Consider the following 14,186-nt stretch of genomic DNA (forward strand, 5'->3'; position numbering starts at 1 on the left):
GGAATCGCGAGAAAAATATGTTAGCGCTCGCGACCTACAAGATAATCCAATAAATGTCTCAAAAATGGAATAGGTTTCGGCATTTCGTTCAATGCATCTGTAGCAAGACAATAATGCTCCCACATCGCTTTCTTCGCGCCTTCATCACCCAGAATAGACACAAAGGTTGAATTGTTGTTCCGCTCATCCTGACCTGCAGGTTTCCCAAGAATGAGGTGATCTCCCTCGAAATCCAGCAAGTCATCCTTGATTTGAAAGGCGATCCCCGCATGATAAGCGAACTTTTTCAGCGCAGCCATCTCCGGTTTCTTCACTTGGGCAAGTATCGCTGGCATGACCAGGGCAGCTTCGAAGGCAATGCCTGTTTTGTAAAAACAGATCATGTTTAACTGCTCCAGCGTCAATGCCTTGCCTTTGGAGTTCAGATCCATCGCCTGCCCCATACACATATCCTCTGCTTTTTCAGCCGAATACTGAATGAGTTTGAGCACGGTTGCCGCATCAAAACGATCCAATGAGGATTGCTCTCCAATCGCCTTCTGGATAAGAAATAGACCGGTAAGCTCTGCTGTGGCACTATTGTGCATATGGTGCAGCGTGGAACGTCCACGCCTTGTCGAAGCATTATCCTGCGTAGGCAGATCATCAAAGATCAAGGAAGCGGTATGCATGTACTCCAGTGATCTTAACAGCGGAACGATAGATGATTCAGGTAGACCATACTCGCGCACACCCATAACCCAAGTTAATATGGGGCGTAACCTCTTTCCGTCTCCCTGCAAACTATAATTGGCTGCATCGATTAGCGTTTCTTTCATCTCATGAAGGCCATTTGGTTTCGCAATCTGCAACTCCACATTAATCTGTTCGCGAACCGTTCGAATGGTCTGTTTGAACTCCTCTTTCTCCTGCTTGTCATTTTTCAATTGAAACACGACCTGATCCCGTAACAATTTATCAAGGAAATCAACGTCATCTGCTTTTCGCACCATCTGTTGAACCAGTTGATTGAATTCAGGCTGCCCAGAGGCAAAGATCGTCATCACTTCATGATATTTTTGCTGCCCCAACCGTTCTTTACAGCGCTTCAGACCGTTAATGGCACGATCCAGTATGACCTCGCGGGTCTTAGCGTCCGAGTTATATACATCATGGATTAGATGAGAGATGACTGCCCAATACAATTCATATGGATTAATCAAGTCGGGACGCAGGTCGCGGTACTTCAAATAGTACGTATACGGAGTTACTGCCCCTTCTTCCATATCGTCAAACATATCGGCAAAATCATCTGCCAGCTGATTGTATATCCCGTAATAGAATGTCCGCAGATCAAATCCTTCATCCTCCGGTGCACTGAGAACAGACCGGACGATTAATCGGGAAGAAGAAGATTTGATAATAATTGGAATGTACAATTCTTCATTGGTATAATTCGCATTGGCTAATTTCTTGTTGCGATCGATCTCCTGAGATTGAAAGAACACATAGGATTGCTCTAAGAACGTGCGCTGTTTCTCTGGATGCTGGTAGTTCTTGATGTACTCAAATGCTTCCCGAAGCTCGGAATGCACATATTCAATCACTTCAAGATTGCTGCCTTTCCACTCTCCCAGATCAGGGACGACCCCGGTAAGAAGTGCATCGCGTATCATCAGGGAATATTGTTCTTTTTCTTGAGCAGTCAAGGCCTGAGAATCCAGCAAGTCATCCACAAATGGATACGTCAAACCGTAGGAATAACCAAGTCGAATCGCCGCATCAAATCTCCGGGCACGCTCTTCAGGTGGTGTCTGCTCGCTCATCTCATCGTCCACATGAAGGACCACGCCGAGAATGATCTTGATGAGCTTTCGCTGCGCCTGCTCTGCATCCAGCTCCTTCGGGATGTTGGATGCTACGTTCTTTAATTTGTTCATCACCCAGATGACAGCGGATTCTATGTGCTCCTTCTGTCCCCACCGATACAACGCAGCCAGACTGATATCTTCAGACTGCCCTTTGCGCGCAGCAGCAGAGCCCATAAAGTATTTTTTGGTATTCTGGACAACATGCTGAATTTGGGCCTGCGTATCCGGAGAATCAAGGGCTTGCCCCAGATCTCGCATATAAATATAGGAGATACTTCGATCCAGGTAATCATCCAGCTTTCCTGTAGTATTCAGCCAGTGGATATATCTATGAACATCCCGGGGATCCGGTTTTCTTTTGCTAGGTGATAAAAGAGAAAGCCAGGCAAAACGATGAATATGTTTTTTTTGCCATACATGAATATCTTGGGTAAGTGCTGTTGTATACGTATTATCCATAAGTTGCTGCCTAAGAGAAGTAAAATACTGCGATGCTTTCTGCTCAGCTAGCCGATATCCTGCATCAGCCTGATCTATAAGTACGTTATTCATAGGGTGAATACCTCATTCTATTAATGTTAAACATGTATCCATGAACGGAGTGTGAGGTGCTCCATGGACGAAAACTGAACTCATTTGATCGTGTATCCAACGCTTCAGCTCATGTTCATAACCTTTATACGGCGATCGAACCGTTTAGTTACGAAATCGTCATTGTTCATGCCAACGTACGTGATTTTACAAAATGGAGGACCAGACTTTGATCGCTGTAACGGCAATAAGTACAATTAATGCATACCGAAGTACACTCACATTGATCACCGAACTAACCCGGGAACCAAGGGATGCCCCGAGCAGACTGCCGATTACCGTATAGATGATGGGTTCCATCGGAATGTCCCCACCCGTAACTTTTCCTATAACTCCGCCAATGGCGGAGATAAATACAATCGCGAGTGAAGAAGCAATCGTTGTCCGCACTGGAATATGGAGAATCGTCAGCATAATCGGAATGAGAATAAAGGCACCACCCGCACCAACAATTCCCGATACAATACCTACTGCAAAAGCAGTACCTGCCGCAATCCATCGGTTAAACACCAATGGAGCTGATGTCTCAAGCTTTCCCTTTCCAGGAATCAGCATGAGAACTATCGCGATGATGGCCAGAATGCCATAGATCAGATTAATAACCCTTCCGTCCAGATAACCGGATATGAACCCGCCGATCAGACTGCCAACAAGAATGCTGGAGCCCATGTACAGCACCAATCCGCGGTGAACGATAGCCCCACCACTTTTACCCGTTCGTACTTTTCTACGGAATGCAATCACACCAGCAAGTGAAGCGAAGAATACTTGAAACATACTGATCGAAGATACCTGATGTGCTGAGAACGGCTCTAATCCCATGAGAGATGGAACATATAACAGTAGCGGATAATTGATAATGGCGCCACCGATACCCAACAAACCAGAGAAGAAGGAACCGATCAGACCCAGTATAAACATGATGACAAAAAGCAGAAAATCCATCGGTTATGCGCTTCCTTTCGTGCAATATAAATCTCATTTCGATACGACTCAAAAGTGCTATACAAGGAGAATATTATCCGTTATAATAAAAACCAAGTAAATTAATCCGAAATGAGTGATTAAGCATGTTTAACGTGTTGAAGACTCTTTTTGAAAATAAATGTCCACAGTGTAACGAAAAATTACAAGTTCATAACGATGCGTTATGCTCGACCAAAACTTGTTCTCAATGTCATTACAAGGAAGAGAGTTATGGCTCTCTCGGAGTTCGAATTGTATATGACACCACAAAATGATAAAAAGCTAAAGTCTTGTTAATTGTATCACGATCTCTGAAATTTCGGGATGATTCGACAAACTTATTTCCATCTCATAAGCCACGATTGCTTTATAATGAAAATACAAAAACGGTGCAAAACGAATAAATCGTTCTGCACCGTTTTTTTGTTTTTTTGAGGATGAGTTACCTTGATTATAAAAGGGTTACTTATTTGGTTTTGAAGCTGAGGAATCCATCATCTACGGCTACGGTTGTACCGTTCACTGCACTTGCTGCATCACTGAACAGGAATGTAACCACACTGGCTACTTTCTCCGGTTGAATGAGTTCTCCACGCATATGTTGAGTAGCAAGCGCATCCTTCATGGCTTGGTCATCCCCCAGAATCGGTGTTTCGATAAAGCCAGGTGCTACACCAACTACACGAATTCCATGCTCAGCAAGTTCCAAGGCACCGGATTTGGACATCATAACAACAGCAGCCTTGGCTGCGTTGTAGTTGAAGCTGCCTACTGCAGCAACACTTCCATAGATCGAAGCTGTATTTACAATGGTACCTTGTACATTCAATTCAACCATTTTTTTCGCGCCATAATACATACCGTAGTATACACTGTGCTGATCTACATCAATGACTCTGTGATAGGATTCCGGGTCCATCTCCAGAAATGGCTTCACAAGTCCAATGCCTGCATTATTGAAAATACCGCTTAACGTACCATATTGCTCTACGGTCCAGTCGATCAGGGCTTTGATCTCGTCCCCTTTGGATACATCCACTTTGTACGCGCCCGCTGTTCCGCCTGCTGCTTCAATCTCTGCCGCAAGCTTCTTCGCTCCGTCTTCATTATAGTCAGCGACAACTATAGTCGCACCTTGATCCGAAAGTTGAAGTGCTGTTTCTTTACCAATACCACTCGCTCCACCTGTAATAATGATTACTTTTCCATTGTGCTCAGTCATGAGTCAATTCTCCTTTGGCAAAATATATTTAGGTGCAGTTCTTAACTTATAGTTAGTAACTATACTTTATTAATCTATATGTTCATCATACGCCTCTATCACACCCTTGTCAAACCATAGATCATCTTCACATAAATATGATATTAATGTCATATAGATCAGATCTCATATTGACATGATATAGTCTAGCTCCTGTGATATTAAATATGCATCCGTTTTCGGAAAATAAAAAGCGAGCATAACGGTAATTCACTCATTCCGATATCTCGCCCTTATAGAATATGAGAATTTGAAACTGTGTTGTCTTCCATATTGAAAATTAATTCAATTTTATTCACCCTGAAGTCCGCTAAGCGGATCTTTCAAATTATTGATGTTGGTGATCAGTTCAGGAATGCCTGTCTTCTCCCAATTTTCTGCCGTAAAACCTTGCTCTGCAATTGTATTCTCAAAATTATCCACAACTTCTGTCAATTGAGTATTGTAGCTAACCAGCTTCTCATGAATGTTCTCGCCTATTGCAGGAGCAGTCAACTGAGAAAATTCACTTGCTTCTGCTTGAATCAGATCAATTTTCTCCTGAATCTGAGTGGTTATCTCCGGATTGTTCACCGCACCCGATGCGAGCTCTTGCAGATCAGCCCCGGCGTTTGATACCTGTTCTATATAATCAGTAGCCCCACTCACATAATTTAAACTTTGATTGGCTTGTTCCACGACAGAACAGGCCGAAATCAAAAGAATACTTGATGCAATAAGCCCTGTCATCATTAATGTGTGCTTTCTTTTTCTTATAAACATGATCATCTCCCCTTCTCCTAATCGGAATCCTTGTTCCAAGTCCATGATACCTGTTCAGACTGCTTCATTGCAAATGGGTCTGCAGCCAACGTTATTAACATGTATAATAGTAAAATCACACGGTAAAGGGATGTCATGATTATGCTTCAAGCCTTGAACCAACGCTTGAACCGCATCATGCCACTGATTACCCCAATCAGCATTATTATTGGCGTGTTATGCGGGAGTTTTCTTTCTTCTTATACCTTTTTATCCCCTTGGCTTTTTGCGTTCATGACGTTTGCTGGAAGTATCAGTCTTGGGATACGGGATTTTGTGAACGTGCTGAAAAAGCCGTTCCCCCTGTTTGTATGTCTGTTTATTTTGCATTTGGCTATGCCTCTAATTGCTCTCGGTATGGGTCATCTGGTCTTCCCTACAGATGCGTACACCATAACGGGCCTTGTTCTGGCAGCGGTGATTCCAACAGGAATAAGCAGCTTCATCTGGGTCAGCATCTATCGGGGCAATATCGCACTTACGCTATCCATCATCCTGATTGATACCATGCTTGCTCCTTTCGTAGTGCCGGGAGTGTTATCCCTGTTAATCGGAACCAGTGTCACACTGGATACGGCAGCCATGATGAGCAGTCTGTTTTGGATGATTGTGGTGCCATCCCTGCTCGGTATGCTGCTGAATGAGTGGACCAAAGGCGCCATTGTCCCGGTATGGGGACCAAGGTTGAATCCGTTGTCCAAATTGTTCATGGCATCAGTCGTTGCGATTAACGGATCTGTCGTTGCGCCCTACTTGGCTGATTTCAACTGGAAGCTCGCTGGACTTGCGGTCATCATTATTTTCCTGGCTTCATTCGGTTATGCGCTGAGTTATTTCATCGCACGATTGCTGGGCTGGAACGAGGCCGATCAAGTCGCTCTGGTGTTCAATGGAGGTATGCGTAATATCAGCGCAGGTGCAGTACTCGCTGTTTCTTATTTTCCGCCACCTGTTGCTGTCCCTGTCGTGCTTGGCATGGTATTCCAGCAGATGCTCGCTTCCCTGACAGGTTATCTGCTTGGTCGTCGCTCTCAGCTTCTGCAAAAGTCAGATAAGACATCTGCAGCATAACAAAATACTGGAATGTTAAAAAAACGCCGACATGATTGTCGGCGTTTTTCGTCATTATAACCCTCTACTGTAATATCTCTGTAGTAGTCTCTTTAATCTCTTTAATCTCTTTAATCTAATGGTACCCATTTTCCGATCCCTGCCCACAATAGAAAAAAAACCATCAACAAGTGATGGTTTTCATCTAATCATTCTTTGCAGAAATCTGCTGCTCATGATGCCTTTATGCTTATTTCGGTTGAATATATCCTTCAGCTTTTAGCAGTTCTGCGATCAGAACCGCACCGCCTGCTGCTCCGCGGAGCGTGTTGTGGGACAATCCAACGAATTTGTAATCATAGAGTGAATCTTCGCGCAGTCGGCCTGTGGAGACACCCATTCCGCGTTCAATGTCACGATCCAGTTTTGTCTGCGGTCTGTTCTCTTCTTCAAAATACGTAATGAATTGTTTTGGTGCACTTGGCAGAGCCAGTTCCTGCGGACGACCTTTGAACTGCAACCAACGCTCCAGAATTTCGTCTTTGCTTGGTTTTTTCTCGAAGTTTACAAACACGGTCGCCAGATGTCCATCCGTTACTGGTACACGAATACATTGGGTTGTAATTAATGGAGCCGATGCTTTGACAATCTCATTATTTTCGATGCTACCCCAGATCCGCAGTGGTTCTTGCTCACTCTTCTCTTCTTCGCCACCGATGTATGGAATGACATTATCAAGCATATCTGGCCAGTCGGTAAAGTTTTTACCCGCTCCCGAGATTGCTTGATACGTGGAAGCAACAACCTGAGTCGGGTTGAACTCACGCAAGGCGTGCAGTGCTGGCACATAGCTCTGAATCGAGCAGTTTGGTTTTACAGCAATGAATCCGGTTTTGGTACCCAGACGTTTGCGTTGAGCTTCAATCACGTCCAGATGTCCCGGGTTAATCTCAGGGATTACCATGGGTACATCTGCTGTCCAGCGGTGAGCGGAGTTGTTGGATACGACAGGTGTTCCTGTTTTGGCATAAGCCTCTTCGAGCGCTTGAATCTCATTCTTTTTCATATCAACCGCACAGAAAATAAAATCAACCTGGCTGGCAAAAGCTTCGACCTGGGAAGCATCCTGAACAACGATTTTCTTCACAGCTTCCGGAATAGGAACTGCGAGTTTCCATCTGCCTTGTACAGATTCTTCATATGTTTTACCTGCCGAATTGGCGCTTGCCGAAATAGCTGTTACTTCAAACCATGGATGTTGATCAAGCAGGTCCACAAAACGCTGACCCACCATTCCTGTTCCTCCGACGATACCAACTTTCAATTTTGCTGACATTCAATCATCATTTCCTTTCGGTTTAAGTGATTCTTCTCTTCAATTCAATTTCATTACTCACTAAAAACGTATTATGAAATTGACTTCCTAATTAACACTATTCAGGCAATTCCAAAGCGTGTAGTCACACCCCGGAAAAACCAAAAAATCCCATCCCCAAGACAATAGTCTCAGGGACGAGATTGAACTCTCGTGGTACCACCCAGATTCGCCAATATGTCACCATATCCGCCTCTTCAAGTAAAGGTTTACAACCATATTGCTAGCTGTAGACCGTTCATACTCTAGCTCTGTAACAGGAGCTCCTGTCACACCATCCCTTAACGCTAAGTTCCGATGTGCTGCTCTGAGTCTTTATTCAATAAAAAGTTCTTTACTCCTTTTCAGCTGCCGGAGCTCTCTTTGAAAGAATGATTTTTATCTACTCGTCTCTTCGTCGCATTTGATATTGCGATTATAATATCAAAATTACTGTGATGAAGTAAACACATTTTTTTAGATCATGGAATTTATTCGTTATTTCCTCACTGTTTGTTGGCAACAATCGCATACGTTCCCAGTGGGCTCCCAAGCCCCGAGGCATGATGTGTCCTAAGTAATTTTAGTTCGGAAAGAAGAAGTGTTTTTACTTTGTCCAGGATCGGAAGCAGTTTCAGTTCCACAGGCGCTTCTGCCAGTGTCATTTCGGTTTCCCAGCGACCGTCCTGCAGTTCGGGAGAATGGATCGTAGTCTCTTCCTTCATCGTCCAGCCTGCCGCAGAGACAAGCTCTTGGATGTCCTCCGGTGTAAAGAGCGTCCGCACATTGGAGAAGCTGTTCTCCTTGTAACATTCGACCTGAGACTGAATCAGAACGGATAACCAATGTGAGAGCTGGCTCACATCTGTAACTCGCGCATCCCATTCTGCAAAACATAACTGATGTCCCCACGTTCTAACCTTGCTAAGAATCTGGGCGAGTTCGTCAAACGATTTCAAGTACCAAGAACAATGGGAAAGTACGATAACATCAAACTCATTCTCGGCGAATTGAGCCTGATCACTTAGAATGTCAAAATCATAATCCATTCGAATTCGGTCACCCAGTGGAGATCTCCGCAGCTTGGCTGCCGCTTCGCCTACGGTCAGCGGTGCACCATAATCCTCTGGTGCAATATCTACACCATGAACGTACCCGTGCTCCCCCACTAGATGTGCAAGTACAGCCGTTGTATCTCCCTGACCACACCCGATTTCCAGAATCCGGTTGCCTTCCTGTATCCCCCAAAAGAGTCCCAGTTTCATCCGATGCTCGGTCTGAATGTACTGAATGACAGCGTTGTCCTCCACGTCCATATACTTAATAAGGTCCCTGATGATAGATTCATTCATGATTCCTCACTCCTCAAAGAGCAACTTAAACTTCTTGCTAATTGTAGCGTTACTGGGAATAATTGTACAACACTAGAGTCTAGACAGAACCACGGCACGAAGGAGACACCGTCCTACAGCAGATATTAACCTCTGCTACATATCAATTCCTTTCCTATGCCCACTGGGTTGCAAGCTTCTGAAGATATGGTGTCAGCATGGGCTGTAATTCCTTGCGCATCAGTCCGATCTCCAAGATCGCCTGAATATATCCGAATTGATCGCCTATATCGTAGCGACGCCCCTCCAGTTCAAGGGCCAACAGTTCCTCCACCTGACTCACTTCTTTCAAGGCATCCGTTAACTGATATTCCCCTCCAGCCCCTCTCTCGATCTGATCCAGAATTGGAAAGATGGAAGGTTTCAGAATGTATCGTCCCATTACAGCTGTCCGGGATGGCGCTTCTGCAAGGGAAGGTTTTTCGACCAGATTGGTGACCCGGTGAACCCGGTCCTCAGCACCATTCGAATCAATAATGCCATATTTGCTTACATTTGCCGCGTCTACCTGACGGACACCAATGATCTGGTTGCCTGTCTTTTCATAGAGATGAACCATCTGTGCAAGTGCAGGTGGATCAGACACCATAATGTCATCACCCAACAATACAGCGAAGGCATCATCTCCTACAAATTGTCGTGCACACCCAATGGCATGCCCCAGACCCAGCGGTTCTTTTTGACGAATAAAATGGATATTTGCCATCTCGCTGATGGCCTGCACCTCTTCCAATAAAGACTGCTTGCCCTTGGCATATAAAGAATGTTCAAGTTCAACCGATTTATCAAAATGGTCCTCTATGGATTTTTTGTTGCGTCCAGTCACAATGAGGATATTCTCAATACCTGATTGCACTGCTTCTTCAACAATGTATTGGATGGCCGGTTTGTCTACAATCGGTAACATCTCTTTGGGCTGTGCTTTGGTCGCTGGCAGGAAACGGGTTCCGAGACCCGCTGCCGGAATAACTGCTTTTTTAATTCGCATATCATCATACACTCCTTTCATTTGGTAGCTATACGAAACACCCAATATCTGCTGGCCATATAGTTCAGAACCATCCCCATCAAGGTCGCCAGGATCTTGCTCATCACGAGACTCCAACCCAGCATATCGTGCAAAGTCATCAGAATAAGGGCGGATAACGCGAGAACGATGAGATTGGTGATTAGAAAACGAATAAGTTTCGCTCTATCGCCGCCCCCTCGTGCCGTATCTCGAAAAGTCCACCTGCCGTTCAACCAATAACTGTTCGCAACGCCGCAGCTGTACGAGATTACTTGAGCCATCAGAACCGGTACACCGACCACCGCAAGCAAAGCAAACACCACCGCATCCACTGCCGTATTTGCAACACCCACAATACCAAACTTGAAGAGTGTCACCAGACGTTTAGTCATGATGAGCAACTCGGGCTGTCAATCGGGATTGCACTTGCTGGCCTTCGGCCTGAACCACATCTCTCACAATGTACAGCGGACGCGCCTTGGTCTCATCATAGATGCGGCCAACGTACTCGCCCAGAATGCCCAGCATGATCAGGATGAATCCGTTAAACATCAGCATGATACTTACAATGGATGGCCATCCCTTAATCGTTGAATCCGTAAATATGGCCGACACAATAACCGTTAACATATAGATGAAACCGCCAACCGACAGGATCGCACCTACATAACCTGCGAGCTTGAGCGGTCTATACGAAAATGAAGTAATGCCATCCAGGCTTAGCTTCAGCATGCGTTTCAGCGGATATTTTGTTTCGCCTGCCAGACGTTCATCACGTTCATATTCAATCGCAGTCTGACGAAATCCGACCCAACTGACCAACCCGCGCACGAACCGGTTTTTCTCCGGGAGACGTTTCATCTCATCACATACTTTGCGATCAATCAGGCGAAAATCTCCGGTGTCTACCGGAATATCCGTATCCGTTGAGGCACGAAGTACACGATAGAACAGACTTGCCGACCATTTCTTGAAGCGAGTTTCCCCGCTTCGTCTGGTGCGACGTGCATATACGACTTCATAACCCTCTTTCCATTTGGCGATCATATCCAATATCAGTTCGGGAGGGTCCTGCAGATCCGCATCAATAATAACCACCGCATCCCCCACTGCGTAATCCATGCCCGCTGTTATCGCAATCTGATGTCCGAAGTTACGGGCAAAATCAATCAGTTTCACACTCTCGTCCCAGCGGGCGTAATCACGGATCATCTGTGCACTTCGATCCACGCTGCCATCATTGACAAACAACAGTTCATAGCTCTCTCCTGTTCTGCCCATGACCTTCTTCAGACGCCGATAAGTCTCCTCGATCACCGCTTCCTCGTTATACATGGGAATAATAATGCTATATCGGTACGCGTGAGCCATGTTTGTCCCCTCCCTTTTCCAATGGACTTCGTTCGAGATTTTCACTCTATATAAATTGAACTAAAGAATATTTACACTGCACACTTCGATGACAGAACAACCTTCCAATCGCTGTTATTCCCAGATTTTTTTGATTCCCTTTATAAAGGGAAAATCCGGTGATAGCGTATGCTTCCGAAGCAGCTTTCTTTCAGAAAGCTTTTAGGCGAACGCTTCGCTTTTTCAGGTTTTTTCTGTCCTCTCCGTTATCGTGTAAATGACAAGTTCAATTTATATAGCTACAATTTCACTTCGTACAAGGTGGTCTGTCCGCCGAATCCAAATCCAAGTCCAGCTTCACTCTCCGTATCACCGTTATCCATGGATCCGCTGTCGGTGCCTGTCTGCCATTCTGAGGCTGGAATCTCGGTTCCGTGTTCTTTGATCCAATCGCTAATATCCGAGTTCCCACCGCGGCCACCCATGCCACCAACCATGAAGTATTTCACTTGTCCGCTCTTGACGAGTTGTTCCAGTTCCTCTGTTGTGTAAACCGGGTCTGAGCCGGAGAAACCTCCAAGCGTAATGACCGCTGCTCTTTCATCGATGATATAAGGTGCTGCCTGATTATAGTCCGTAGTGGCGAAGAGATACGTTTCGCCTGTATTGTGCTCTTTCAGATAATTCAGTATAGCTGTATCGACTTCTTCGTTACGGTTGCCCATTCCGCCACGCCCACCCATTGTAGGCATTTCTGTGTCTCCTGCACCGTTACCCATCGGCATGCCCATTCCTGCTCCACCAAACATACCATTGGAACCAGTAGGTCCTGCTGCCGGAATCATGCTGTTGCCACCATAAGTTATTGGGGTGAATGCCCAGTAAATTGGACCGATCAGCATCACTATGAATCCCGCGATAATGAAGCCCTGTTTCCATTGATGTGTGCGATGAAGCATAACGATTAGGATGACCGTGACCAGAATGCCTGCGATCAATTCACTAATGGACCAGCCTGCACCAATCGTATCGTTATACACCTGCATGATATACCAGCCGAACAGAGTCGTCAGTAACACGGACACCGGAAGCAACCATGCCTGCCAGCCATTGCGATCACGATATGACTTCCACATCGCTACAAATCCTGCGCCAGTCAGCGCCGCAATTGGAGGTGCAAGCATAATCAGATAATACTGATGGAAGAAACCTGCCACACTGAAAAAGGCAGCAACGGGAAGCAGCCAGGCCAGCCAGAACAAGGCCTCCTTGTGCTTGCGGGTTATATTTCTCCGTCTTAATCCTGCAAATATGGCAATGCATCCAAGCAGCACAACTGGCAGAAGCCAGCTGGCTTGACCTGACAGTTCAGTCTGAAACAGACGCAGAGGACCTTTCTCCCCCGTACCAAACATTCCTCCCATGCCTCTGCCGAAATCTCTTCCATTTGGCATTTCCATATCATTCGGCATCTGCCCGTTCGGGAAATTGCCATTCGGCCCATTCATGCCACCTATGGCGTTCAAGCCGTTCGAACCATTCATATTATCGTTATCCGGTGCATTGACATCTTGCCCAGCGCCAGGATCACCACTGCCTATCTGATTAGGGCCTGAAGTCGAGTCTCCTCGATTGCCCCGATTATTTCCCTGTCCGATACCATTTGGCATACCTGCATTACCTGCGGTATTCTGCTGACCCGTTAGGCGAGCCAGGCCATTGTATCCAAAGGCGAGTTCCATGACCGAGTTCGTTTCACTGCTGCCGATATAAGGCCGCTCGTCTTCGGGTATAGAATCCACAGTGACCGCCCAGGATAAGGAAACGACCGCCAGAACCGCTGTGCTGCCGATCAGCAGGATGATCTTCCTTCTCCACTTCGCCTGAAATGCGAGCAGATAGAACAAGTAAAAAGCCGGGAGAATCATGTAGGCTTGAAGCATTTTCATATTAAAGGCTACGCCTATTAACCCAAAGGAAACCAGAATTTTCCAAGCACTGCCTTGCTTACTGCCTTTGAACAAAAACCATGAACCCAGCAGTAGTGTAAACACCAGCATGCTGTCAATATTGTTGGTCCGGCTGACTGCCGCTGCAACAGGCACAGTTGCCATCGCAAGTGCCGAGATTCGTGCTGCTGTAAGACCATATGTAGGTTTCACCATGAAATAAATCAGGAGCACCGAAGCGATTCCCGCTAATACCTGCGGCAAAATAACGCTCCATCCGTGCAATCCAAAGACATAGGCAAAGGCCGTCTGGATCCAAAAGACAACAGGTGGTTTATCTACAGTGACCGAGCCTGCCGAGTCGAGTGAAGCATAGAAAAAGTTATGGAAGTTGCTGAGCATACTCCCAACGGCAGTCGTATAATAGGAATTGGCATATTGGTCGTTCCAGATACCGTACCCATTCAGAAATGCCGCCAGTAATACAATCGGCAGAAGAACAAGATCCATCCTTCGTTTGGTGTTATTCAAAGTTAATCACTCCTTATTAGTTCTTCATGTCTAGTATTGTGACATGCCAAAATAAAACTGGGATGAGTGCCCGCTGAATGTTG

General features: G+C 45.7%; 11 protein-coding genes and 1 other annotated feature. Of the genes, 1 reads left to right on the forward strand and 10 read right to left on the reverse strand.

Annotation, left to right across the window (positions count from 1 at the left end; translation table 11 throughout):
- Window positions 1–20 precede the first annotated feature (20 nt).
- The 4 genes from J7E78_RS04185 to J7E78_RS04200 form a co-directional block, all read right to left on the reverse strand.
- Window positions 21–2,402: a polyprenyl synthetase family protein gene (locus J7E78_RS04185; protein WP_215075072.1), complete on the reverse strand. Its 2,382-nt coding sequence runs from the start codon at window positions 2,400–2,402 to the stop codon at window positions 21–23.
- Window positions 2,403–2,588: 186 nt separating this feature from the next.
- Window positions 2,589–3,386 carry a sulfite exporter TauE/SafE family protein gene (locus J7E78_RS04190; RefSeq protein WP_215075073.1) on the reverse strand — a complete coding sequence of 266 codons (798 nt, stop codon included), beginning with the start codon at window positions 3,384–3,386 and terminating at the stop codon, window positions 2,589–2,591.
- 487 nt (window positions 3,387–3,873) lie between these two features.
- Window positions 3,874–4,629: an SDR family NAD(P)-dependent oxidoreductase gene (locus J7E78_RS04195; protein WP_076211740.1), complete on the reverse strand. Its 756-nt coding sequence runs from the start codon at window positions 4,627–4,629 to the stop codon at window positions 3,874–3,876.
- Between the two features lie 330 nt (window positions 4,630–4,959).
- Window positions 4,960–5,430, reverse strand: a complete 471-nt coding sequence (locus J7E78_RS04200; protein ID WP_215075074.1) for a DUF6376 family protein — start codon at window positions 5,428–5,430, stop codon at window positions 4,960–4,962.
- Between the two features lie 141 nt (window positions 5,431–5,571).
- On the opposite strand from J7E78_RS04200, the gene J7E78_RS04205 reads away from it, so the two are divergent.
- A complete protein-coding gene (locus J7E78_RS04205; RefSeq protein WP_074094894.1) occupies window positions 5,572–6,540 on the forward strand; it encodes a bile acid:sodium symporter family protein in 969 nt (322 codons plus the stop codon).
- A gap of 229 nt (window positions 6,541–6,769) precedes the next feature.
- Here the strand turns inward: J7E78_RS04205 and asd are convergent, their stop codons facing one another.
- The 6 genes from asd to J7E78_RS04235 all read right to left on the reverse strand — a co-directional run bounded on the left by asd (window position 6,770) and on the right by J7E78_RS04235 (window position 14,082).
- Window positions 6,770–7,855: an aspartate-semialdehyde dehydrogenase gene (gene asd / locus J7E78_RS04210; protein WP_091031038.1), complete on the reverse strand. Its 1,086-nt coding sequence runs from the start codon at window positions 7,853–7,855 to the stop codon at window positions 6,770–6,772.
- A 169-nt stretch (window positions 7,856–8,024) separates the two neighbouring features.
- Window positions 8,025–8,301: a binding site (T-box leader), on the reverse strand.
- Window positions 8,302–8,379: 78 nt separating this feature from the next.
- A complete protein-coding gene (locus J7E78_RS04215; protein ID WP_215075075.1) occupies window positions 8,380–9,225 on the reverse strand; it encodes a class I SAM-dependent methyltransferase in 846 nt (281 codons plus the stop codon).
- 154 nt (window positions 9,226–9,379) lie between these two features.
- On the reverse strand, window positions 9,380–10,252 hold the full coding sequence (gene galU, locus J7E78_RS04220; protein ID WP_036670734.1) for a UTP--glucose-1-phosphate uridylyltransferase GalU: 873 nt from the start codon (window positions 10,250–10,252) through the stop codon (window positions 9,380–9,382).
- A 17-nt stretch (window positions 10,253–10,269) separates the two neighbouring features.
- Entirely contained in the window at window positions 10,270–10,665 is a 396-nt protein-coding gene (locus tag J7E78_RS04225; protein WP_215075076.1) for a GtrA family protein, read from the reverse strand.
- Window positions 10,658–11,644 carry a glycosyltransferase family 2 protein gene (locus J7E78_RS04230; protein WP_215075078.1) on the reverse strand — a complete coding sequence of 329 codons (987 nt, stop codon included), beginning with the start codon at window positions 11,642–11,644 and terminating at the stop codon, window positions 10,658–10,660. The genes J7E78_RS04225 and J7E78_RS04230 overlap by 8 nt, the downstream gene beginning before the upstream one ends.
- Before the next feature lie 278 nt (window positions 11,645–11,922).
- Window positions 11,923–14,082, reverse strand: a complete 2,160-nt coding sequence (locus tag J7E78_RS04235) for a glycosyltransferase family 39 protein (RefSeq protein WP_397330468.1) — start codon at window positions 14,080–14,082, stop codon at window positions 11,923–11,925.
- Window positions 14,083–14,186 lie beyond the last annotated feature (104 nt).

This window comes from Paenibacillus polymyxa (assembly GCF_018614975.1).
GTDB classification, from domain to species: Bacteria; Bacillota; Bacilli; order Paenibacillales; family Paenibacillaceae; genus Paenibacillus; species Paenibacillus polymyxa_E.

What these genes read in the sequence shown, in the direction of transcription:
- J7E78_RS04185 (WP_215075072.1), bottom strand. Translation starts at nt 2,402, where the DNA reads ATGAATAACGTACTTATAGATCAGGCTGATGCAGGATATCGGCTAGCT.
- J7E78_RS04190 (WP_215075073.1), bottom strand. Translation starts at nt 3,386, where the DNA reads ATGGATTTTCTGCTTTTTGTCATCATGTTTATACTGGGTCTGATCGGT.
- J7E78_RS04195 (WP_076211740.1), bottom strand. Translation starts at nt 4,629, where the DNA reads ATGACTGAGCACAATGGAAAAGTAATCATTATTACAGGTGGAGCGAGT.
- J7E78_RS04200 (WP_215075074.1), bottom strand. Translation starts at nt 5,430, where the DNA reads ATGTTTATAAGAAAAAGAAAGCACACATTAATGATGACAGGGCTTATT.
- J7E78_RS04205 (WP_074094894.1), top strand. Translation starts at nt 5,572, where the DNA reads ATGCTTCAAGCCTTGAACCAACGCTTGAACCGCATCATGCCACTGATT.
- asd (WP_091031038.1), bottom strand. Translation starts at nt 7,855, where the DNA reads ATGTCAGCAAAATTGAAAGTTGGTATCGTCGGAGGAACAGGAATGGTG.
- J7E78_RS04215 (WP_215075075.1), bottom strand. Translation starts at nt 9,225, where the DNA reads ATGAATGAATCTATCATCAGGGACCTTATTAAGTATATGGACGTGGAG.
- galU (WP_036670734.1), bottom strand. Translation starts at nt 10,252, where the DNA reads ATGCGAATTAAAAAAGCAGTTATTCCGGCAGCGGGTCTCGGAACCCGT.
- J7E78_RS04225 (WP_215075076.1), bottom strand. Translation starts at nt 10,665, where the DNA reads ATGACTAAACGTCTGGTGACACTCTTCAAGTTTGGTATTGTGGGTGTT.
- J7E78_RS04230 (WP_215075078.1), bottom strand. Translation starts at nt 11,644, where the DNA reads ATGGCTCACGCGTACCGATATAGCATTATTATTCCCATGTATAACGAG.
- J7E78_RS04235 (WP_397330468.1), bottom strand. Translation starts at nt 14,082, where the DNA reads ATGGATCTTGTTCTTCTGCCGATTGTATTACTGGCGGCATTTCTGAAT.